Source organism: Halanaerobium sp. (assembly GCF_003070835.1).
Window position 1 is genome coordinate 1 of record NZ_QBLR01000013.1, and the last position, 23572, is coordinate 23572.

The 23572-nt window shown below is 35.8% G+C and carries 23 protein-coding genes and 1 riboswitch; of the genes, 21 read left to right on the plus strand and 2 right to left on the minus strand.

Going from position 1 to position 23572, the window contains the following annotated elements; genetic code table 11:
* Nucleotides 1–164 precede the first annotated feature (164 nt).
* From CI949_RS02780 to CI949_RS02825, 10 genes are all read left to right on the plus strand, one after another.
* On the plus strand, nt 165–1679 hold the full coding sequence (locus tag CI949_RS02780) for a bifunctional UDP-sugar hydrolase/5'-nucleotidase (protein ID WP_108140733.1): 1515 nt from the start codon (nt 165–167) through the stop codon (nt 1677–1679).
* Nucleotides 1680–2044: 365 nt separating this feature from the next.
* Complete coding sequence (locus CI949_RS02785; protein WP_365941426.1) at nt 2045–3829, plus strand: YgiQ family radical SAM protein; 1785 nt, start codon at nt 2045–2047, stop codon at nt 3827–3829.
* 40 nt (nt 3830–3869) lie between these two features.
* Nucleotides 3870–4688, plus strand: a complete 819-nt coding sequence (gene larE / locus CI949_RS02790; protein WP_290762828.1) for an ATP-dependent sacrificial sulfur transferase LarE — start codon at nt 3870–3872, stop codon at nt 4686–4688.
* Complete coding sequence (larB, locus tag CI949_RS02795) at nt 4681–5451, plus strand: nickel pincer cofactor biosynthesis protein LarB (protein ID WP_108140727.1); 771 nt, start codon at nt 4681–4683, stop codon at nt 5449–5451. The genes larE and larB overlap by 8 nt, the downstream gene beginning before the upstream one ends.
* Before the next feature lie 6 nt (nt 5452–5457).
* Nucleotides 5458–6444, plus strand: coding sequence for a LarC family nickel insertion protein (locus tag CI949_RS02800; RefSeq protein ID WP_290762830.1), 987 nt, complete (start codon nt 5458–5460; stop codon nt 6442–6444).
* Nucleotides 6445–6467: 23 nt separating this feature from the next.
* A complete protein-coding gene (gene larC / locus CI949_RS02805) occupies nt 6468–6872 on the plus strand; it encodes a nickel insertion protein (RefSeq protein WP_290762832.1) in 405 nt (134 codons plus the stop codon).
* A gap of 173 nt (nt 6873–7045) precedes the next feature.
* Nucleotides 7046–7462, plus strand: a complete 417-nt coding sequence (gene nikR, locus CI949_RS02810) for a nickel-responsive transcriptional regulator NikR (protein ID WP_133530704.1) — start codon at nt 7046–7048, stop codon at nt 7460–7462.
* Nucleotides 7463–8524 (plus strand): iron ABC transporter substrate-binding protein, encoded by a 1062-nt coding sequence (locus CI949_RS02815; protein WP_290762835.1) that lies wholly within the window; start codon nt 7463–7465, stop codon nt 8522–8524.
* Nucleotides 8525–8551: 27 nt separating this feature from the next.
* On the plus strand, nt 8552–9613 hold the full coding sequence (locus tag CI949_RS02820) for an iron ABC transporter permease (protein ID WP_290762837.1): 1062 nt from the start codon (nt 8552–8554) through the stop codon (nt 9611–9613).
* A complete protein-coding gene (locus tag CI949_RS02825; protein WP_290762839.1) occupies nt 9613–10374 on the plus strand; it encodes an ABC transporter ATP-binding protein in 762 nt (253 codons plus the stop codon). Before CI949_RS02820 ends, CI949_RS02825 begins: the two co-directional genes overlap by 1 nt.
* On the opposite strand, the gene CI949_RS02830 is transcribed toward CI949_RS02825, so the two are convergent.
* Nucleotides 10371–11135 (minus strand): tryptophan-rich sensory protein, encoded by a 765-nt coding sequence (locus CI949_RS02830; RefSeq protein ID WP_290762841.1) that lies wholly within the window; start codon nt 11133–11135, stop codon nt 10371–10373. The genes CI949_RS02825 and CI949_RS02830 overlap by 4 nt on opposite strands.
* A gap of 356 nt (nt 11136–11491) precedes the next feature.
* Here CI949_RS02830 and CI949_RS02835 point away from each other — a divergent pair, with 356 nt between their 5' ends.
* From CI949_RS02835 to hydA, 11 genes are all read left to right on the plus strand, one after another.
* On the plus strand, nt 11492–11632 hold the full coding sequence (locus tag CI949_RS02835; RefSeq protein ID WP_181248182.1) for a hypothetical protein: 141 nt from the start codon (nt 11492–11494) through the stop codon (nt 11630–11632).
* A 212-nt stretch (nt 11633–11844) separates the two neighbouring features.
* The gene (locus tag CI949_RS02840) at nt 11845–13062 is read left to right on the plus strand and encodes an ABC transporter substrate-binding protein (RefSeq protein ID WP_290762845.1); all 1218 of its coding nucleotides are present in this window, start codon (nt 11845–11847) and stop codon (nt 13060–13062) included.
* 75 nt (nt 13063–13137) lie between these two features.
* A complete protein-coding gene (locus CI949_RS02845) occupies nt 13138–14001 on the plus strand; it encodes a carbohydrate ABC transporter permease (RefSeq protein ID WP_108140713.1) in 864 nt (287 codons plus the stop codon).
* Entirely contained in the window at nt 14001–14822 is an 822-nt protein-coding gene (locus CI949_RS02850) for a carbohydrate ABC transporter permease (protein WP_108140711.1), read from the plus strand. Before CI949_RS02845 ends, CI949_RS02850 begins: the two co-directional genes overlap by 1 nt.
* Nucleotides 14823–14830: 8 nt before the next feature.
* Complete coding sequence (locus tag CI949_RS02855) at nt 14831–15826, plus strand: LacI family DNA-binding transcriptional regulator (RefSeq protein ID WP_290762849.1); 996 nt, start codon at nt 14831–14833, stop codon at nt 15824–15826.
* A 67-nt stretch (nt 15827–15893) separates the two neighbouring features.
* Complete coding sequence (locus tag CI949_RS02860; protein ID WP_290762851.1) at nt 15894–17111, plus strand: MFS transporter; 1218 nt, start codon at nt 15894–15896, stop codon at nt 17109–17111.
* 33 nt (nt 17112–17144) lie between these two features.
* A complete protein-coding gene (locus CI949_RS02865; RefSeq protein ID WP_290762853.1) occupies nt 17145–18809 on the plus strand; it encodes an alpha-glucosidase in 1665 nt (554 codons plus the stop codon).
* Nucleotides 18810–18881: 72 nt separating this feature from the next.
* Nucleotides 18882–19002: riboswitch (molybdenum cofactor riboswitch) on the plus strand.
* A 133-nt stretch (nt 19003–19135) separates the two neighbouring features.
* Complete coding sequence (locus CI949_RS02870; protein WP_290762855.1) at nt 19136–19963, plus strand: substrate-binding domain-containing protein; 828 nt, start codon at nt 19136–19138, stop codon at nt 19961–19963.
* 80 nt (nt 19964–20043) lie between these two features.
* Nucleotides 20044–20748: an ABC transporter permease gene (locus CI949_RS02875; RefSeq protein WP_290762857.1), complete on the plus strand. Its 705-nt coding sequence runs from the start codon at nt 20044–20046 to the stop codon at nt 20746–20748.
* Nucleotides 20735–21463, plus strand: a complete 729-nt coding sequence (locus CI949_RS02880) for an ABC transporter ATP-binding protein (protein WP_108140699.1) — start codon at nt 20735–20737, stop codon at nt 21461–21463. Before CI949_RS02875 ends, CI949_RS02880 begins: the two co-directional genes overlap by 14 nt.
* Before the next feature lie 16 nt (nt 21464–21479).
* A complete protein-coding gene (gene hydA / locus CI949_RS02885; protein ID WP_290762860.1) occupies nt 21480–22868 on the plus strand; it encodes a dihydropyrimidinase in 1389 nt (462 codons plus the stop codon).
* On the opposite strand, the gene CI949_RS02890 is transcribed toward hydA, so the two are convergent.
* Nucleotides 22837–23517 (minus strand): redox-sensing transcriptional repressor Rex, encoded by a 681-nt coding sequence (locus tag CI949_RS02890; protein WP_133530710.1) that lies wholly within the window; start codon nt 23515–23517, stop codon nt 22837–22839. The two genes, hydA and CI949_RS02890, sit on opposite strands and share 32 nt — an antisense overlap.
* Nucleotides 23518–23572 lie beyond the last annotated feature (55 nt).

Here is a 23572-nt window from a genome sequence, read left to right on the forward strand (position 1 = left end):
AATTATTAGTCAGTCAGGGAAATAGTTATTTTCTCTCAGTAAAACGGAATACAATTACTTAATATAGAAAATATTTCTTTTCAGAGGCAGGAAAATAGTGTTTTATCGCAAATAATATAATTAAGAGAAGAAACAATTTTCAAAAAAATACGGAGGTGGAATTTGTGAAGTTTAAAAAATTATCGATTACTTTATTAACTCTGATTTTAGTTATGACTCTATCATTTACTATTCTGGCAGAAGAGGTTAATTTAAGGATTTATCATGTAAATGATGTCCATTCCAGAGTAGAAGAAGATGATTATGCTGGAAGTATGGGTTATGCTAAAATGGCAACTCTGATTAAAGAGGCTAGAAGAGAAATGGAAAATGTAATGTTTTTAGATGCTGGAGATACTTTCCACGGTCAGACAATTGCCAATATAAATGAAGGTGAAGCAATCAGCCATATTTTAGATTTAATGGATCTTGATGCTTTAACCTTAGGAAACCATGATTTTAATTACGGACAAGAAAGACTGGAAGAATTAGATTATATGAGTAACTTTCCATTTTTAGCTGCTAACTTAAGTAGAGAAGATGGAGAAGAGATTCCATATGCTGAAGATTATTTAATCAAAGAATATAATGGTGTTAAAGTTGGTGTATTCGGTTTAGTAACTCCTGAGACTGCTTATAAGACTCACCCTAAGAATGTTGAGGGATTAGTCTTTGGAGATCCAGTTGCAGCTGCTAATGAAGTTGTTAATGAATTAAGAAGCCAGGTAGATGTGGTTGTAGCTCTGTCTCACTTAGGAATTAGTGAAGGTAGTGAATACACAAGTAAAATGGTAGCTGAAGAAGTACCTGGAATTGACTTAATTGTTGATGGTCACAGCCATAATGTATTAGAAGAAGGTATGATGGTTAACGATACTATGATTGTAATGGCTGGAGAATATTCTAAATTCTTAGGCTATGTAGATCTTACTGTTGATAATGGAAATGTTTCAGATATAAAAGCTAATTTAATTCCAAGAGAAGATACTGCAGAGGTTGAAGAAGACTTTATAGTTTCTAAAGTTGTAGAAAGAGTAAATAGAGCCAATGACACAATCACCTCTCAGGTAGTTGGAGAAACTGCTGTTGAATTAGATGGTGCCAGAGGTAATGTTCGTACTGGTGAAACCAATCTAGGTAACTTGATTACCGATGCAATGAGAGCTAAGTTTGATGCAGATGCTGCAATCACCAATGGTGGCGGAATTCGTGCTTCAATTGAAGCAGGAGAAGTTACCCAGGGTGATGTTATTACAGTACTACCATTTGGTAATACAACTATCTTAATGGAATTAAGTGGTGCTGATTTAAGAGCTGCTCTAGAACATGGTGTTTCTGAATACCCTGCAACTGAAGGTCTATTCCCACAGGTTTCTGGTATTAAATTTACCTTTGATGGTGATGCTGAACCTGGAAATAGAGTTCAAAAAGTATGGGTAGGCGGCGAAGAATTAGATGAAAATAAAATGTATACTGTAGCAACTAATGACTTCATGAAAGCTGGAGGAGATGGCTACTCAATGTTTGCTGACGCTCCAATAGTCAGTGAAGCTGGCGGCTTAGAAGAAGTATTAATGGAATACATGGAAGCTAATGCTCCTGTAGCCCCAGAAACAGAAGGAAGAATAGTAGCTGAGTAAAATATCAGTTACCGGGTACCACCCGATATATGTTGAATTAAGTCATATGAATTAGAAAAACTACCCCCTGCTGAGCAATTTAGCAGGGGGTTTTCATTCTTAAGATATGTGAAAATAATCATTTGGCCGTAGATTCGATTTAAAGTAACTTTTCTGCTATAATAATGAGTAGATTGCTCAGTTTAAAATGCTTTTGAAGTTTTAGTATTAATTTGGGACTGCAGTATTTTAGAAGATTTTAGGTAATAAATAATTTGAACTTAGGAATAATAAAGGAGTTACTGATAAATTAAATGGAAAAGAAAAGTCAGAATTTGAATGAAAAAAATAAGGAAAAAAAATTAGAAAATCCGCGTGATCAGTTTATGGTAATCTCAAAAGATGATATGCGAAAAAGAGGCTGGGACAAGCTCGATTTTATTATCATTAGTGGTGATGCTTATATTGATCATCCATCTTTTGGCACGGCTATTATTGCCAGAGTGCTTGAGGATGCTGGTTTTAAGGTTGGTATAATTGCTCAGCCTGACTGGAGATCTACAGCTGACTTTAAAAAACTGGGTGAACCCAAATATGGATTTTTAGTTACTGCTGGTAATATGGATTCAATGGTCAATCATTTTTCTGTTTCTAAACACCGCCGCAGTTATGATAATTATTCTCCTGGAGGAGAAAGTGGTCACCGTCCTGATCGGGCGACAATAGTTTACAGCAACCGTCTGCGTGAGGCTTTTGGTGATATTCCAATCATTATTGGTGGAATTGAGGCCAGTCTGCGCCGCTTTGCTTACTATGATTACTGGGATGAAAGTGTCCGACGCTCCATACTTTTTGACAGCCGTGCTGATCTTTTAGTTTATGGAATGGGCGAAAAACAAATCTTAAAGATTGCTGAAAATTTAGAAGCTGGACTGGAAATTAAATATATCAACTATCTTCCAGGGACAGCTTTTATTGCTGATGAGCTGGAATCATTATATGATTATGAGCTTTTACCATCTTATGAAGAGGTAAAAGATAATAAAAAACAGTATGCTTATGCCTATAAAATAGAATATTTAGAACAGGATCCAGTTCGCGGTCAGCAGCTGGTACAGCAGCACGGCAACCGTTATCTGGTTCAGAACCCACCGGTCGAACCTCTAAGCCAGGAAGAACTTGACCATGTTTATTCACTTCCCTATCAGCGAGATTATCATCCAATGTATGAGAGAGATGGTGGAGTACCGGCAATCAAAGAGGTTAAATTCAGCCTGGTCAGTTCGCGCGGCTGTTTTGGTGCCTGTTCATTTTGTGCTATATCTTTTCATCAGGGAAAGATGATGACAGCCCGCAGCAAAAAATCATTAATCAAAGAAGCTAAAAAAATAACTGCAATGGATGATTTTAAAGGTTATATCCATGATGTCGGGGGACCAACAGCCAATTTCCGTCAGCCTTCCTGTACAGCTCAGCTTTCGCGGGGGATGTGTAAGGGTAAGGAATGTATGTTTCCAGCTCCCTGCAGCAAATTGGAAGTGGACCACGAAGAATATTTCGAGATTTTAAGAGAGTTAAGAAAACTACCGGGAGTAAAAAAGGTTTTTGTGCGCTCCGGTATCCGCTTTGATTATCTTTTAGAAGATGAAGAGAGCCGAAAATATTTAAAAGAACTTGCAGAACATCATGTGAGTGGTCAGCTTAAAGTTGCTCCAGAGCATGTTTCAGATAATGTTTTATCTTATATGGGAAAACCAGGAATTGAGGTTTTTGATAAATTTAGAGAGGCTTTTTATCAGGTGAATGAAGAAATCGGCCTGGAGCAGTATTTAATTCCCTATTTTATTTCCAGCCATCCGGGAAGTCGGTTGGAAGATGCTGTTGAACTGGCAGAATATCTAAGAGACATTAATCATCACCCGGATCAGGTACAGGATTTCTATCCAACTCCGGGCACAATGGCCACAGCAATGTACTACAGTGGTTATGATCCAAGAACTATGGAAGAGGTTTATGTTGCTAAATCAAAAGAGGCAAAAAAAATGCAGCGAGCCTTACTCCAGTATCATAAGAAGAGAAATCATCAAATTGTGCGCAAGGCTTTAAAGATGGCAGGGCGCAGAGATTTAATCGGTTATGATAAAAAAGCATTAGTACCACCGACTCACTAAAATATTAGAGATCTAAGCTTTAATTAGGAGGAATTAATAGATGTCTACAGTTGGCAAAAAAGATAAATATAAGTTATTAATTGATAATTTAAGAGAACTAGAACCATTTATAATTGCCTTTTCTGGAGGAGTTGACAGCACTTTTTTAGCAGCTGCCGCAAAAGAATCCGGGGTGGATTTTGAAGCTGTTACCGTTAATACCCCTTTTGTACCTGATAGAGAAATTAAAGAGGTAGCTGAACTGGTGGCAGGCCTGGACCTGGAACATCAGCAGCTGGAGGTTGAGCTAGAAGAATTAGAAAAAGCAGTTGAAAATACTCCCGAGCGCTGTTATTACTGTAAAAAGGTGATTTTTAATCAGATTTTAGATTATGCAGCTGGCAGAACTGTAATTGAAGGTTCGAATCTGGATGATCAGGGAGACTATCGTCCTGGCCGCAAAGCTTTAAAAGAGCTGGGAGTTAAAAGTCCTCTGCTTGAGGCCTCTTTGAGCAAAAGTGAGATTCGGGAGCTTTCTAAAAAAATGGAACTTCCTACCTGGAATAAGCCGAGCATGTCCTGTCTGGCAACCAGAGTTTCCTATGACAATCAGATTACAGCTGAAAAACTGGAGAAAATAGAAATTGCCGAAGAATTACTGTATCGAATGGGTTTTGAACAGTTTAGAGTCCGCGATCACAGCAATCTGGCCCGGATAGAGCTGTCAGAGAGTGATCGAGAAAAGATATTAGACTTAAATTTAATGGATAAATTGTCTGATAAATTACAGAAATTAGGTTTTCAATATGTTACCTTAGATCTGTCAGCATATAAAAGCGGCAGTATGAATAAAGAAATTTTGGAGGCAGAAGATGAATAAAGAAGATATCAAAATTTTATTAGAAAAAGTAAAAGATGGTGAAATTGAGGTTGATCAGGCAGCAGCTTCTTTAAAAGATCTTCCTTTTAAGGATCTCGGCTTTGCTAAGGTAGATAATCACCGCAGTTTGCGCAACGGTTTTCCAGAGGTAATTTACTGTGAAGGAAAATCACTTGATGAGATCGAAGGAATTGTAAAGGAAATGCTCAAACATGATAATAATATTTTAGCAAGCAGGGCCAGTAAAGAGATTTATGAGCGGATTAAAGAAATTGCTCCTGAGGCAGTTTATCATCAGCGGCCGGAAATGATTTTTATAGAAAGACAGCCGCTTACTAAAACTCAAAGCAAGATTTTAGTAGTTAGTGGTGGTACTTCTGATATTCCGGTTGCAGAAGAAGCAGTAGTAACTGCTGAAGCACTGGGCAATTCAGTTGAGCGGCTCTATGATGTGGGGGTAGCAGGGATTCACAGACTTTTAGGTAATTTAGATAAATTAAACGAAGCAGAAGTTATTATTGCAGTTGCTGGAATGGAAGGTGCTCTGGCCAGTGTTGTTGGAGGTCTGGTTGATAAACCTGTAATTGCTGTACCGACAAGTGTTGGTTATGGTGCTAATTTTGGTGGAGTTTCAGCTCTGCTGACTATGATTAACAGCTGTGCCAGCGGTATTGGAGTAGTAAATATTGATAATGGTTTTGGAGCAGCTTATTTAGCCAGCACAATTATTTTACAGATAGAGAAAGCAAGGAAGGATGGATAAATTAATATGAAAACAGAAAACATACTGTACTTTGATATAAATTCCGGAATCAGTGGAGATATGACAATAGCTTCTTTACTTGATCTGGGTGTTGATAAAGATAAATTTTTAAATGAACTGAAGAAATTAAAGCTTGCGGGTTATGAAATTGAGATTTCTACAGTTCAGAAAAATGGGATTACAGCTACAGATTTTAAAGTTATTTTAGAAGATGAAAGCCACCCAGATCTGGTAGAAGATTCTGGTCATTCTCATGACCACAGTCATAATCATAGTGACCACTCTCATGATCATGATGGCCACCCACATGAACATCATGAAGGAGGCTGTCAGGGCTGCGGCAATCATGACCACCACCATAATGATCACAGTCATTCAGATTCTGATCACCAACACGACCATTTAGATCATAATCACAACCATGGAGAAGGTCATTCTCACAGTCATGAGCACAGCAGTAACCATGTTCACCGCAACTTCAATGATATTAAGAAATTAATAAACCAGAGTCAGCTCAATCAAAATGTAAAGGATTTAAGCATAGATATTTTTGCTAAAGTAGCAGAGGCGGAAGCTAAAGTGCATAACAAGAAAATAGATGAGGTGCATTTTCACGAAGTTGGAGCAGTTGATTCGATAGTCGATATTGTCGGAGCGGCCATTTTAGTTGATCTATTAAATCCTGACCATATCTACGCATCTCCAGTACCGCTTGGTACAGGCTTTGTCGATGCAGCCCACGGCAGAATTCCGGTTCCCGCACCAGCAACAATTGAAATTTTAAAAGATGTACCGGTATATTCAACTAATATCAGAGGGGAACTGGTTACCCCAACTGGAGCTGCAATTATTAAAACTCTGGCAGAAGAATTTATTGAACTGCCGGAAGTTGAAATAGAAAAAATTGCTTATGGAGCTGGCAAAAAGGATTTTGAGATTACAAACCTGCTGCGGGTTTATCAGGCTAAAAAAAAACTAAAAAAAAGTTATTAATTTTAGAAACAAACATTGATGATATGAGCGGAGAAATTTACTCCTATCTTTTCCCAAAACTGCTAGCTGCAGGAGCCAGGGATGTTTATTTAACCAATATCATGATGAAAAAGAACCGTCCAGCACTAAAGCTGACAGTACTAAGTCCTGCAGAAAAACAGCAGGAGCTGGAAGAGATTATTTTTAAAGAAACTACAACTTTAGGTATTAGACACCGTGAAGTTAAGAGGAGCTGTCTGGAGCGGAAATACTTTGAGCTGGATTCTACAATGGGTAAGGTGACAATCAAAGCAGCCTATTATGAAGGTAAACTAATTAAGTATTCTCCAGAATATGAAGAGTGTAAGGAGATTGCTGTCAGAGAGAGGGTCAGGCTGCAGGATGTTTATGATCTCTTAAAAAAAGAAGCAGCTGAGCAGTTGTTTTAGTTTATTATTAAGTTCCAAAAAATAATACAGATATTTTGTTTTTATAAGTGTCAGTTAGCTGATTTGATTCAGCCGCTGGCGCTTTTTTTCTTTCTAAGCAGGAATCAGCTTTATTATCCAGAAATGTAATAGTAGCACGAAAAATTATTTTGTGTCACGAAAGGTGGTTTCAAATGTCAGACTTAAAAAGATTTGGAGTTTCCATAGAAGAAAATTTGCTTAAAAAATTTGATCAGTTAAATGAGGGAATTTATAATAATCGTTCTGAAGCAATTAGAGATCTGATTAGAAATAAAATAATTGAAGAAAAAAACACCAAAGAAGATCAAAATGTTGTAGGAACAATTACTCTAATTTATGATCATCATCAAAGTGGTCTAACTGATAAAATGAATCAGCTGCAGCATGATTACCACTGCCTCTTTAAAACAAATCTGCATTTGCATTTAGATAGGCACTTCTGTCTGGAAGTAATAGTTGTTGAAGGGCTGCACAGCAAATTAAGAAAAATAAGTTCTAAATTAATTGCTCTAAAAGGTATTAAACACGGCAAACTAACTGTAACCAAAATAGAAGGAGTGGAAAAATAATTGTCATATTCAAAACAGAAAAATAAAATTAGATTAAATTTAGTAATTGTACTGATAGTTATCAGTTTATTTAGCATTTCAGCTGGAGCCAAAACTTTAACTGATCTGGCAGATCGAAAACTTAGTCTTCCAGATAAGATAGAAAGAATTGTAGCTATAGGACCGGGAGCGTTAAGGATGGTAGTTTATCTTGAGGCAGAAAATATGGTTGTAGGAGTGGAAGAATTTGAAAAAAGGAATCAGCAGCGCCCTTATATAATTGCTCATCCAGAACTGACCAAATTGCCGGTAATTGGACCTCAGTTTGGAGGAGACGCAGAATTAATTGCCGCTCAAAATCCTGATTTAATTATCTCATCTTATCTGAGTCAGGCTGAGATGAATAATTTACAGGCCAAGACTTCAATACCGGTTATTTCAATTAATGATGGTTCTCCAGGTTCGATGACTGAAGCTGAATTGAAGATGGCTCTGAAATTTTTGGCAGAGATATTGAATAAAAATGATCGAGCAGAGGAGCTAATTAATATTTTTGATCAGCACAAAAATGAACTAAAAAGTAGAACCAGTAATTTAGACTTAGGAATGAATGTCTATATTGGTGGAATAGGTAACAAAGGTGCTCAGGGTATTACTTCCACTGAGGCAAATTATCCCCCCTTTGAATATCTGGGTCTTAATAATATTATTGAAGATGATAAAAAAAGTAACTTCACAATCAGTAAAGAGAGATTGCTGCTGGAAAATCCTGAGCTGATTTTTATAGATCAGGGTGGAATTGAATTGGTAGAGCAGGATTTAAAAAGAGAAGAATTCAAATATTTAAAAGCTTATCAGGAAAATGAAATTTATCAGCTTTTACCATACAATCACTATACAACTAACTTTGCAACAATGTTAGCTAATTCTTATTTTATTGCTGAAACATTGTACCCAGAAGCATTTAAAATGCTGGAAGCGAAAGAAAAAGCGAATCAAATTTATAAGCAATTCGTTGGACAGCCAGTATATTCTGAGATGGCAGAAATTTTTGGCGGCTTTAAAAAGATGAAATTAAATTAAAATAATAAATTTGATAGAGGTAGATTTATGGATAATAATTTAAGTGTAGAAGATCTTTTGAAAAAAGAAAAAAAGAATTCTAAAAAAATATTAATGTTAAGTTTAGTACTGCTGCTGCTGATTGTTTTAGCTGCTGTTTACTCTTTATTTGTAGGTGCAGCCAGACTTGAATTCAGTGATTTATTAAGAGTTGTTTTTCAAGGGGAAAGAGGGATGGTTTATAATATTATCTGGAATATCAGACTGCCGGCTATTTTAACTTCACTGGCGGCAGGGATGGGATTGGCTCTGGCTGGAGCTGTTATGCAGAGCACCCTTAAAAACTCACTTGCCTCACCTTTTACTTTAGGAATTTCACATGCTGCTGCCTTTGGAGCCGCTTTTGCTATTGTAGTTGTTGAACCTGAAAGTTTAAATATCTTTTCGTTTTTAGATGGAGTTTATCTACCTGCACTTTCAGCCTTTCTTTTCTCACAGCTGGCAGTGATAACTGTTCTAACAATCAGCGCCAGGCAGCAGGCTGGAAGAGAAACTATAGTTTTAGCTGGAATTGCGCTTTCTTCTTTATTTACAGCAGGTACTACAGCTTTGGAATTTTTTGCAGATGATTTAGAACTTGCTTCAGTTATTTACTGGACATTTGGGGATCCAGGCCGGACAAACTGGAATCAATTTATAGTCATAGTTTTTGTACTTCTTTTGACACTATTTTATTTTATTTATCAGGGTTGGAATTATGGTGTTTTAAATTCGGGTGATGAGCTGGCAGCAAGTCTGGGAGTTGATTCAAATAGACTGAGGTTGATTGCAATGACAGTCTCCTCAATTTTAACTTCAGTTATTATTTCCTTTGTTGGGGTAATTGGTTTTATAGGCCTGGTTACTCCTCATATTATTAGAAAAATTGCAGCTGGAAATCAGCGTCAGCTTTTTTTAAATTCTGCTCTAGCAGGAGGCCTGCTTTTAATTATCGCAGATAATCTGGCGAGAACATTATTTAGACCTATTGTCTTACCGGTAGGGGTTTTAACTGCATTTTTAGGAGCACCACTTTTTATTTATTTAATTATTAAAGGGAGGCAGTTTTGATGTTTTTAGAAATTAAGGCGCTAAATTTTTCTTATACTGAAGAAAATATTTTAAAGAGGATAAATTTAAATGTGCAAAAAGGTGAATTGATTACTTTAATTGGCCCTAATGGATCAGGGAAGAGTACACTTTTAAAATGTATTAATAACTATCTTCAAATCAATCAGGGTAAGATAAAAATTAAAGGTAAAGAGATATCAGATTACAGCCAGCGAGAACTGGCTCAAATAATAGCCTATGTACCTCAGGCAGCTGAAGATATATCAAAATTAAATGTTTTCGAAACAGTATTAATGGGCAGAAAACCCCACAGCAGCTGGAAGGCCAGCAGAGAGGATAAGAAAATCACTGCTAAAGTAATTGGAGAGATGGGTCTGGGATCGATTGCTTTTAAGAATCTGAATGAACTGAGCGGTGGTCAGAGACAGAAGGTTTTTATTGCCAGAGCAGCAGCTCAGAAAGCGGAACTGATTTTACTGGATGAGCCGACAAATAATCTTGATTTAAAACATCAATTAGAAATTTTTAATCTAATCAGAAAAGAAGTTAAAAACGGCAAAACAGCAATAGTCACAATGCATGATCTATCACTGGTCAGCCGTTTTAGTGACCGAATAATTATGCTTAAAAATGGAAAGGTTTTTTCCGATGGTAACCAAAACTCTTTATCAGCAGCTAAAATCAACTCTGTTTATGGGGTTGAAGTTAGTTTAAAAGAGCATAACGGTAAAAAGATAATAATACCAGAAAAAGTAGTCTAACTTTTGGATTTTGCCTGGAAAGTTGTAATAATTTTAATTGAGATAACCAAAATAGAGAGACCAGCAGTAATAATAATTGTCATACCAGGCAGTTGATAATTCAGCTGAGCACCGATAATACCAATATAGGCCCAGATAACAACCAGGGCAAAGGCTATATTTTTGTATTTATCTAAAATTTTAACTGCAATAGCCAGCCCGGTTAAGATACCGATAATTGCTGCGATATTGAGAAAGTTAGCAGGCCAGTTATCATTATAATAGACTAAGAGTGCCATGAAATTTGCAATTGAGGCTACTGTAACCCAGGCGGTATAGATACTAAAAGGCAGTTTAAGGCCGATATACTCTGAAAGAGAATAATTTCGATATTGATGCAGCCTCTTAAATATTTGGAAAAGCGATAAAGGCAGTATTAAAATTACTAACATTGATAAAGGAATAGAAAGATTATGCCAGAGATAAAGCCAGCTTCCATTAGCAATCGAAGCAATAATAAAATATGGCCCTGTAGAAAACTCCTGATTAATTTTACCTTTACCAACAAACTGATAAACTATAAAAATTATTAGCAGAGTATAAATTACTCCCCAGATGGAAAAGGTAAAGCCAGCAGGTGTAAATGGATTTTGATATAGATCAGATACTTCTCCACTTGAAATTCCATTAATCGGCAGGTAATTTGCCAGGAAATTGACAAAGATTGTAAGCAGTAAAAAGATTAAATTGGTTATTTTTAGAGTCATTTTATTTTTTTGCATTAACTCACCCCTCAAGTAAATTATTTAGAACCTATTTTTTTATATAAAACAGCCGCCGAAAAAGCTGTTGTTGGTATAGTAATAATACGTAATATTTCTATACTTCTTTTTAACTTCTGTAAGTCCTGCAAAAATAATATTATATTAGCACATTATCATGCTAAAGAATAAAAGAAATAATTTTGAAAAAATTTGCACAAAACCCTTGCATAATTATTTAAAAGTAGTATAATGAAATTGAACCGACAGAGAGTGAGTAGCGGAGTTTACTATTAGGTCGGTGGATTATATTATTGGAACAAGTAGATGTGCAGCGAGTATGTTCCCTACTAAAATTATTAAAGGGGGCATTACTAATGAAAACTATTTTTAAGCACAAGCGCGCTCACAAGGACTATTCTGATCAGGTGAAGGTTAATACCAAGACTGACACAGAAGAACATGTTAAGTTAAAAGATAGCGCCTTGATGGATTACTACATGATGGGTGGCTATTAAAATTAAAGACTAGTATTAAAACCCTGGGGCTAGATGCCTCAGGGTTTTTTTCATGTTTAAAAAACAAAAATCATTTAAACAAAAAAATTGGGATAATAGTTTGACTTTTTAAAATACTGCTGTTATAATCATTTATGGAAGCGGTTCCATATTATTTTTTATATTTCTTGGAAGTGGTTCCATAAAACAAAATCTTAAGGGGGATTAATTTAATGAAGAGTTTAAGTTCGATTATGACAGTTGTTTTAGTTCTGGTTATGCTTGTAGGCCTCAGTGCAGCTGGTTTTGCTCAGGAAGTGGAATTAGAGTTTTTTCAGAATAAGAGAGAAGCTGTTGAAACTTTTGACAAACTAATTGAAAAATTTGAAGAAGAGAATCCCAATATTGATATTGAACAGAATCATGTTCCAGAAGCAGAAACAGTTTTAAAATCTAGATTGGCTAAAAATAATATTCCAGATATTATGGGTCTGGGAGGTAATTTTACTTATGGCCAAATTGCTGACGCTGGAATACTAAAGAATTTTGATCAGGCTTCATATTTAAGTAACACTCAAACGGCCTATCAGGAAATGCTTCAGGATTTACATGAAGGAAGCACTAACTACGGTGTTCCTTATACAGCAAATGCAAATACTGTTTTATATAATAAAGATAAGTTTGAAGAACTTGGTTTAGATATTCCGCAGACATGGGACGAATTTATCCAGACAGCAGAAACTATTCAGGAAAATGGTGGAACTCCTTTTTATCTTACATTTAAGGATGCCTGGACTATTATGGTTCCCTGGAATTCTTTAGCTGCTAATTTACATGGAGAAAACTTTATTGAGCAGCGCTTAGAAAATGAAACTACTTTTGAAGATAGGTATCAAAAAGTAGCTGAAAGAATTTATAAGTTATTAGAGTATGGCCAGAATGATGTTTTTGGTTATGGTTACAGCCAGGGGAATCAAGCCTTTGCAAATGGTGAATCATTTATGTATATTCAGGGTGTCTGGGCAATTAATCCTATCCTTGAATCAAATCCTGATTTAAATCTTGGTGCTTTTGCTCTCCCTGCAGTTAATGATGCAGATGAAAATATGCTGGTCTCTGGTGTAGATACAGTATTAACTATGAACAAAAATACTGATCATCCAGAAGCAGCAGAAAAGTTCATTGAATTTTTATTGGAAGAAGAAAATGCTCAATTCTATATTGATGAACAGATGACTTTCTCTGCAGTAGAAAATGTATTTCAGGAAGATCCAACAGTTGTTGATTTAAAGACATATTTTGAAAGTGGGAAGATTGCGCCTTTCCCTGATCATTACTATCCATCTGGAATGCAGGTTCCTAACTTAATTCAAGGTTTCCTACACGAAGGTGATGTGGAAGAATTCTTAAATACTCTTGATTCAGAATGGAATAAGGTACAGTCCAGATAAGAAGTTAAAGTCTTTAATATAGGAGTTCTTCTCAAAATGAGGAGGACTCCTTAATTATAGAAGGAGGAGAAAGTAATGAAAAAAACTTCATCCATATTTTACTGGATGACAATACCGGCATTTATACTATTTTTTGTTTTTCACACACTTCCGGCTCTACAGGGGATATTTTATAGTTTTACAGATTACATAGGATTTGGAGACTATGGTTTTGTTGGATTTAGAAATTTTATTAATCTATTGAATGATGGAAGAGCTTTTGATGCTTATATTTTCACATTTAAATTTGCTATTGTATCAACAATTATAGTAAATATACTGAGTTTATTAATTGCTTTAGGCTTAAATGCAAAAATTAAGTTTAAAGATACTTTTAGAGCAATTTATTTTGTTCCATATATGTTGAGTATATTAGTTGTTGGTTATATTTTTAATCATATTTTTACATTTATAGTTCCAGAAATTGGCCGCAACCTGGGGATAGATATTTTAAGCAAAAATATTTTAGGTAATATGGATTTAGCCTGGGTTGGAGTAGTTATTCTTGCTGTCTGGAATTCCAGTGGGTTTAATACTCTGTTATATCTATCTGGCTTACAAACAGTTCCAGATGAATTATATGAGGTAGCTAAAATAGATGGTGCAGGTAAATGGGATCAGTTTAAGCATATTACATTTCCGTTGATTGCTCCTTTTTTCACCATTAATATTGTTATTTCTATGCGCGGGTTTTTAATGGTTTTTGACCATATTATGGCTTTAACTCAGGGAGGACCTGGACGGGCAACAGAATCGATAACATTACTTATTTATAATGGTGGTTTTATGGGTGGAGAATTTGCCTATCAAACTGCAAATGCAGTTGTCTTTTTAATTGTAGTTTTATCTATTTCTTTATTCCAGATCAAAGTACTGCAGAAACGTGAGGTGGATTACTAATGAAAGAGAAAACAAATTGGTGGGCGACAGGTTTACTTCTTTTAGGATCATTTATTATAATAATTCCACTCTATATGGCTTTAATAGTTTCACTAAAAAACCCACAGCAGCTGGCAGAATCGATACTGGCCGTACCGGATACTTTTCAATTTCGTAATTATCTAGAAGCAATTAAACTGACTAATTATTTTCAGAGTTTAAAAAACAGTGCTTATGTTACTATTCCAACGGTGGCAATTGTATTGGTTGTTAATTCAATGGTTTCTTATGCTATAGCAAGAAATATGCATAAAAAATATTTTAAATTTCTATATTTCTATTTTATTAGTGCAATGTTCATACCATTTCCTTTAATTATGCTGCCTTTAGTTAAAGAAATGGCAATGATTAGCCTTGATAATCTTCATGGTCTTATATTATTATATATAGTATATGCCCTACCCTTAAATGTTTTTATTTATGTAGGCTATATAAAAACTCTACCAAAAAGTATAGAAGAAGCGGCTATAATAGATGGGGCAAATGTCTGGCAGATTTTTTGGAGGATTATATTTCCTGTACTTAAACCAATTAATGCTACAGTGGCAATTTTAACTGCTTTAAAGGCCTGGAATGACTTCTTATTACCATTATTGATGATTAGTGATCGTTCCAGTATGACATTACCCTTAGTTCAACATGTTTTTCAATCACAGTTTAGTACAGATTATAGTTTAGCTTTTGCTTCTTATATACTTGCATTACTCCCTATGCTATTGGTTTATATTATTGCACAAAAGAAAATAATCAGTGGAGTTATGAGGGGATCAGTGAAAGGATAATTAATAGTATGGCTAAAGATAAGGTTAATATTTATGATGTAGCAAAAAAAGCTGGAGTTGGGATTGGAACAGTTTCAAGAGTTCTTAATAACAGTCAAAAAGTTAAAGAAGAAACTAGAGATAAAGTCCTGGAAGTAATGAAAGAACTAAATTATCGTCCTAATAAGTTAGCACAGAATCTGGCAAGCCAAACTGCCAATGCGATTGCAGTTATTGTACCAACTTTTATTGATCATTATTTTGTCGAAGTATTAAAAGGAATTCAGGATGCTTTGGAGGAAGAAAAAATTGATTTAATATTATACAAGATTGATAAAGATGAAAAAATGATGGATAAGATTATGGATATAGTGCAGAGTAAAAAGGTAGATGGTATTGCAGCTGTGACAATGGATATTTCAAAGAACGATTATAAAGCATTATTAAAAGAGGATGTACCGGTAGTACTTGCAGATGAAAACACATCTGACTTTCATTCAATCTATTTGGATGATATTAAGGGTGCTGAAATGGCAATTAATTATCTGCTAAATTTGGGACATAAAAAGATTGCTTTTATAGATGGTTTAAAAGAAAGTCAGCATGGAAGTGATCGTCTTAAAGGTGTAAAAAAAGCTCTTGGATCAAAAAACCTGCAGCTGGCTTCTGAACTTTTAAAATTTGGAGATTTTCATACTGAAGACGGCTATCAATCAATGCAGGAGATCCTTTCCCTTCCGGAAGAAAAATGGCCGACAGCAGTTTTTGCCGCTTCTGACAATCAGGCAATCGGTGTCCTGCAGGCTATGGAAGAAAAAAAGCTCAAGGCTCCAGATGATATTGCAGTAGTCGGTTATGATAATATAGAATTGGCTAAATATCTAAAGATCACAACAATCTGGCAGCCCATGTATCAGTTAGGACACCTGACTATTGAAGTGCTGCTTAAAGCAATTAATGGAGAAATAGAAGGTAAATTCAGTAAAGAGTTAGAATTAAAATTACTGAAACGAGAAACTGCTTAAAATAATAACTTTTTTCTGATATGATATTATTTATAAATATAAAATAAATTGAAGAAAAGGTGTTTTTATGGATCAAAAGAAGAAAAAATATTTATTAATTGCTTTAATTTATGTTGCTTTTATTTCCCTTGGCTTACCAGATGGGCTGCTCGGGGTTGCCTGGCCCGAGATGAGGGACAGTTTTTCTCTCCCCCTTGATGCGCTGGGGATAATCTTAATTGGTTCAACTACAGGTTATCTGCTTTCCAGTTTTTTTAATGGATTTTTTATGCGTAAAATTGGTGTGGCAGTTCTGCTTGCTTTAAGCTGTCTGGCTACAGCCTTAGCCTTAATAGGTTATACTCTTGTTCCTGTCTGGTGGCTTTTACCGCTGCTTGCTGTTCTGGCAGGCCTTGGGGCAGGAGCAATTGATGCCGGATTAAATACATATGTAGAAAAAAATTTTAATGAAGGTTTAATGCAGTGGCTGCATGCCAGCTTTGGAGTTGGAGTTACAATCGGACCAATAATTATGTCTTCGGCTATCAAATATTTTGACAGCTGGAGGGTTGGTTATTTGATTGTCGGTTCAGCCCAGATATTGCTGGCCCTGACCTTTGCCCTGACTCTGTCACTCTGGCAGGATCCAAAAAAGGCGAGTAAAGCAGCAGAGCAAAGTAATAAAAAACGTGGTAAAAATAAGCAGCAGGAGATAAAGATGTTTGAGACTTTCAAATATTTTCCGGCTCTTTTAAGTGTGTTATTATTTTTTATTTATACTGGAATTGAACTAACTCTCGGGCACTGGACTTTCACCCTTTTTACTGAATCAAGGGGAATAAGGACTTCAATAGCAGGTATTTGGGTAAGTGTCTACTGGGGTTCTTTTACAGTTGGTAGAATTCTGGCTGGGTTTTTAGCCTATAAGTTTTTGAGCAGGAAAATTGCCAAAAATGCAGCTTTTTTAGGTCTTTTTGGAAGTGCTTTAATAGCTATAAATTTAAGCAAGTGGTTGTCTCTGCTCGGTTTAGCTTTAACCGGAATTGCTATTGCTCCAATTTTTCCGGCTTTAATATCCAGCACTTCTTACAGAGTTGGGAAAGGACACACTGTCAATACAATTGGGATGCAGATCTCAGCTGCCGGCCTTGGAGGAGCTTTACTGCCTGGATTAGCAGGTGTGCTGGCAAATAATATTTCGCTGGAGATAATTCCAGTTTTTATAATCATATTATTTATTACATTTTTACTAATTAATAATCTGATTACTAAGCTTAGTAGTCAGGCTGCTAAAAATGCAGCATAATTAATATATATTAATGACAATGGAGGTATAAAAATGAATAAAAAATGGTGGAAAGAAGCGGTAGTTTATCAGATTTATCCCCGCAGTTTTAAAGACAGCAACGGTGATGGAATTGGAGATTTAAGAGGAATTATAGAAAAAATAGATTATTTAGATGAACTTGGAGTAGATGCAGTCTGGTTAAATCCGGTTTATCAGTCCCCCAATGATGACAATGGTTATGATATTAGTGATTATAAAGCTATTATGGATGAGTTTGGGACAATGGAAGATTTAGAGGAATTGATGGTTTTACTGCACGAGAGAGACATTAAATTGATTATGGATCTGGTGATCAATCACAGTTCTGATGAACATCAGTGGTTTGAAGAATCCCGCAAAAGCAAAGATAATCCCTATCGTGATTATTATATCTGGAAAGACGGCAAAAATGATGGACCTCCCAATAACTGGAAGGCATTTTTTGGCGGCTCTGCCTGGAAGTATGATGAAAATACTGATCAATATTATCTGCATCTTTTCTCACCCAAACAACCAGATTTAAACTGGGAGAATCCTGAAGTCCGAAATGATCTTTATGAGATGATTAACTGGTGGCTTGAAAAGGGTATAGATGGCTTTAGACTTGATGTAATTAATTTAATTTCTAAAGATCAGCGTTTTCCTGACGGTGAGCAGGATGGACTTGCAGGACACGAATATTTTGCCAATGGTCCTCGAGTGCATGAATTTATCCAGGAGATGGCCGAGGAAACATATAATAATTATGATGCAATGACAGTGGGTGAAACTCCTTTTGTGGATAAAGATGAAGCACTAAAATTTGTCAAAGAAGAAAGAAAAGAATTCTCAATGGTAATTCCCTTTGAGCATCTTGAATTTGACCGCAAAGAGGGCTGGGAGAAGATAACTGAATGGGATCTAAAAGAGCTCAAGGATTTAATGAGTGAGTGGCAGTATAAGCTGCAGGAAAATAACGGCTGGACCAGTCTCTATTTCTGCAACCATGATCAGCCCAGAATCGTCTCTCGTTATGGAGATGATGGCAAGTATCGAAAAGAGTCAGCTAAGCTTCTGGGAACAATGCTGCACACCCTAAGAGGAACTCCGTTTATCTATCAGGGTGAAGAAATTGGGATGACAAATATTAGTTTTGAATCCTTAGATGATTTTGATGATATTGAAACTCGTGGTTATATTAAGGATGTTCAGGAAAAGGGAGAGTTGAGTGAAGAAGAAATTTTAGAAATTGCTAATTACCGAACCAGAGATAATGCCCGCACACCGATGCACTGGGATGGCAGTAAATATGCTGGTTTTTCTGAGGCTGAGCCGTGGTTGAAAATGAACAAAAACTATCCTGAGATCAATGTAAAAGAAGATTTGGCATCTGAGGATTCAGTTTTTGAATATTATAAGCAGATGATTGCTCTGCGTAAAAAATATCCTGTTTTTGCCTATGGCAAATATGATATTTTACTTGAAGAAGATCAGGATATTTATGCCTATCAGCGTCTGAGTGAAGATAATAACCTGTTGGTGCTCTTAAACTTTAGTGAAAATGAGGTCGATTATGATTTGAGTTCTGAAGTAGAAGTTGAAAAAGCAGAATTAATCTTAAATAATTATCAAAATGAAGCTGATTTTAAACTTCAGGACAGTTTAAGACCTTATGAAGCGAGAGTATATCTCTATTAATAAACAAAATAAGGAAACCAAAGTTAATTTTGCTTGACTTTAAAATAAAATAGATATATCATTAATGTAAGAATAGTCGCACAACTCCGAGTGTATTTAGGCTAAGACGAATAGTTATGCTTAATACACCGACAGGGTTTAGAGGGAAACCTTTGAGCCTCCCGGAATGGAAAGGAGTGATCGATTTGGATTGCATTAATTTTAATCCGCCTTAAAACTTCCGGTAATGCTGCCGGGAGTTATTTTTTTGAGCATATTTTTTTTCGAGCTTATGATTAGATTTAACCAGAAAAAAATATATTTAAATCAAAAATAGGGGGATTACTATGTCAATTAAGAAAATTTTATTATCATTATTAATATTAATGCTGATTTTTAGCTCAGCTGCAGCTGCTCAGGAAGTTTTAACAATGGCCACTACAACAAGTACCGAGAATTCAGGTCTGCTGGATGAGTTAATTCCACCATTTGAAGAAAAATTTGATGTGCGGGTTGATGTCGTAGCAGTTGGAACCGGTGCAGCTATAGAGCTCGGCCGTAATGGGGATGCAGATATTATTTTTGTCCATGCACGAGAAGCAGAAGATGAATTTGTAGCCAGCGGCTATGGAGTTAACAGAAGAGACGTAATGTATAATGACTTTGTCATTTTAGGGCCACCATCAGATCCAGCGGATATTAAAGAGACAGAAACTGCAGTTGAGGCTTTTCAGAAGATTAAGGAGGAAGAAGCAGAATTTGTTTCTCGTGGTGATGATTCAGGCACTAATAAGAAAGAACTAGCTATCTGGGATAGTGCAGAGATAGCTCCAGAAGGCAGCTGGTATTTAGAAAGCGGTCAGGGAATGGGACCCAGTATTAATATGGCCAATGAGCGTCAGGCATACATTTTAGCTGACAGAGGAACATATTTAGCTTACAGTGGGGATATTGAACTGGAAATTGTAAATAGTGGAGATCCTGAGCTCTTTAATCCTTATGGAATCATTCCAATTAATCCCGCCTATCATACACATGTAAACTACCAGCTGGCAATGGCCTTTACCGGCTATGTAACTTCTCAGCAGGGGCAGCAGATAATTGATAATTATATGCAGTATGATGAACAGTTATTTTACCCTTCTGCAATTAAAGCAGAGGATTTAGAAGAGTAAAAATAAATTTAAAAAACTCAGCTGGCTGCAGTTCTAATCTGCAGCTGGCTAATCTAATTTTGATATTCAGGAGGAAAAATGTGGACTATTATACTGATGCAATAATCAGAGCTCTACAGCTAATAATCAACCTTGATTCAGAAGTTATCCAGGTAGTTACAACTTCACTTAAAATTTCTATCTCATCAACTTTAATAGCTTCAATTATTTCTATTCCACTGGCAATTTTAATTGCCCGGAATAAATTTAAAAGCAAGAAATTTATTAATATTATTTTAAACACATTGCTCAGCTTGCCCACAGTTGTGATCGGTATTTTTGTTTACTCACTTATATCACGCAGAGGAGTTTTAGGAGAACTGGATCTGCTTTTTACACCAATTGGAATTATAATGGGGCAGGTAATACTGATCATACCTTTAATAACTGCTCTGATTAGAAATGTTATATTTTCAATGGATGAAAAACTTTACAAAACAGCAACTTCAATGGGGGCCAGCCGCAGCCAGAAGTTTAAGCTTTTAATTTTAGAAGCTAGATATGGAATTATTGGTGCTGTGATTGCTGGATTTGGTAGAGTTTTAGGAGAGATTGGAGTTTCCATGATGCTGGGTGGAAATATAAAAGGAGTTACCAGAACTATAACAACTGCTATGTCTCTGGAAACAAATAAAGGCCGCTTTGCCTTTGCTCTGGCATTAGGAATTATTCTCTTATCACTTTCATTTTTAATTAATTTTGTTACTTATTTTCTGCAGGAGGGAAAAAATTATGCCAGAAGATAAAATTATTGAAGTTAAAAAGATTAAAAAGGTCTGCAGGGATAAGACTATTTTAGATATCGATCAGTTTTCAGTTTTAAAAAATAAGTTTAATTTTATTATTGGCGGTAATGGCAGTGGTAAAACTTCTCTTTTAAATATTTTAAGTCTGGTTGACCAGGATTATCAGGGAGAACTTTTCTATAAAGGCCGGTTAGTAAAAAAAGATCAGCAGAATTTAGAACTCAGGCGCAAACTTTCTGTAATCTGGCAGGATCCTTATCTTTACCGCGGTAATGTTTTTTATAATATTGCATTACCTTTAAAACTAAGAGATATTGATCAGGAAATAATCAACAAAAAAGTAAAAGAGATAGCATCCAGACTTGAAATAACTGACCTGCTGGAACAGTCAGCTCATACTCTTTCTGGAGGAGAAAGACAAAAAACTTCAATTGCTAGAGCTTTGATTTCAGATCCCGAGATTTTATTTGTAGATGAAGCAACTACAAATTTAGATGAAGAAAGCATTCAATTTTTTAATTCTCATTTTGCTGATCTGGTGACCGATGAGATGACTGTGGTGATGGTCAGTCATGACAGGAGGCAGATTAAACAGCTTGCAGACCAGATAACTTTACTTAAAGCTGGAGAAGTAGAAATAACTAAAGCTATAAATAATTTCAATTTTGAATTATTTGGTGCAGGAATCGAATCCCCAATAGCAGAATTAGTATAGTATAGAGGTGAAGAAAATGAAAAAAATCCTATTAAAAAATGCCAAGGTTGTTGATGATAAAGGTATCAGAAAGTCAGATTTAGTTATTGAGGGAGAAAAAATTGCTGCTGAAGAAAAGCGTGGTTTTTTTGAAGCAGATGAACAAAAAGGAGAATTTAAAGTAATTGATCTTGCTGGTAAATATCTATTTCCGGGGATTATAGATGCCCATACCCACTATTCACTCCACTCTCGAGGGACTGTAACTGCAGATGATTTTTATCAGGGTAGTATTGCTGCAGCAGCCGGAGGAGTAACAACTGTTATTGACTATATTGATTTTCCAGAAGATGGAAACTTCAAAAAATCAGTTGCTGAAAGAAAAAAGGAAGCTCAGGATTCAATTATAGATTATAATTTTCATCAGGTAGTTCAGGAATTCAACTCTAAAATTTCAGAGAATTTAGCCGACTTAAAGGAACTGGGTCTGGCAAGTATAAAGCTTTTTACGACCTATAAAGATGTCGGTTATATGATAGAAAGGGATAAATGGTCTGAATTATTTAAACGCCTAAAAGAGATTGGAATTTTACCCCAGGTACATGCAGAAGATGATGATTTAATCCAGGATTTAAAAGCTGCCTACAGCAAAAGAAATTTAATAGAGCCCAGATACCATCCTTCCATTAGACCTGCAGCTGCGGAAGCACTAGCAGTTAAAGATATGGGGGAAGAGGCTCTGAAAGCTGATATTCCACTCTATATTGTTCATCTGTCTTCTGCAGAAGGACTGGAAGCTGTTAGAGAATTAAGAGCAGTGAAAGCTCAAATTTATGCAGAAACAACTCCTCATTATTTAATGCTTGATAATTCATATTTAACCCGTGAGGATGCCCAGCTATTTTTAATGACACCACCACTGAGAAATAAATATGATAACCAAATTCTATGGGAGGGCATCAGTCAGAGTGAGTTTCAGGTTGTAGCAACTGATCACTGTGCTTTTAATAAAGAAAAAAAAATGCAGTCAGATTCCAGCCTGGAAATTTTGCCGGGAATACCGGGAACCGAAACTTTATTGTCCTTGATTTACAGTTCAGGAGTTAGAAATAATCGAATTACAATTAGAGAAATGGTAGAGCTGCTTTCGATTAATCCAGCTAAAATATTCGGACTCTACCCAGAAAAAGGTTCGCTTGAGCCGGGAACTGATGCAGATCTAACAGTTTTTGATCCAAATGTAGAGAAAAAATTAACTGCAGAAAACTTACATTCTGCAGCTGAATACAGTCCTTATCAGGATTTTACAGTTAAGGGATATCCGGTTATGACATTTAGACGCGGTGAGCTGATTTTTGATAATAAACTGCGGGCAGAAAAGGGAAGCGGTAGATTTATTTTTGCCCACAGCTCAAGTCTTCTGTAGTACCATTTTTATCGAGGCGCTGCTGATTCATTTTTACTGATAATTTGCAGAGGCCTTCGTTAATTAACTGTTCTTCCAACAAAATATCTTCCGGGACTTTTAAGGGCACTTCAGTAAAATCCCAGATAGCTTTAATTCCGGCCGCTGCCAGGCGGTCGGTTATTTTTTGTGCTGCAGCTCCAGGAACAGTTAAGGCTGCTACATCAACTTTATTATTCTGCAGGAAATTTTCTAAGTTATTAACACTCTGGATTTCGATATCATTGATTACCAGCCCAATTAACTTTGGATTTTTATCAAAGATAGAAATTAGTTTATAACCTCTTTCAGTGTAACCTTTGTTATAAGCTAAGGCCTGGCCGAGGTGTCCGGCTCCAATAATAATTATCTTCTTTTTATAGTTAAAGCCCATAATAATACTTATCTGCTGAAAAAGACTGTAGACATCATAACCATAACTTTTACGACCAAAAGTTCCAAAATAACTTAGATCTTTACGAATCAAAGAGCTGCTAAAACCTGTTAACTCGGCCAATTCTTCCGAAGAAATATATTCTTTGGTTGAACTCTGCAAATTTTTCAGATGCTGATAATATACCGGTAGACGGCTGATTATTATATCTGGTATTTTATTTAATTCTTTTCCCATAATTTAACCTCCAGTACTATTGTTAAAAAAATAACATTCTCTAATTTTATTTTAT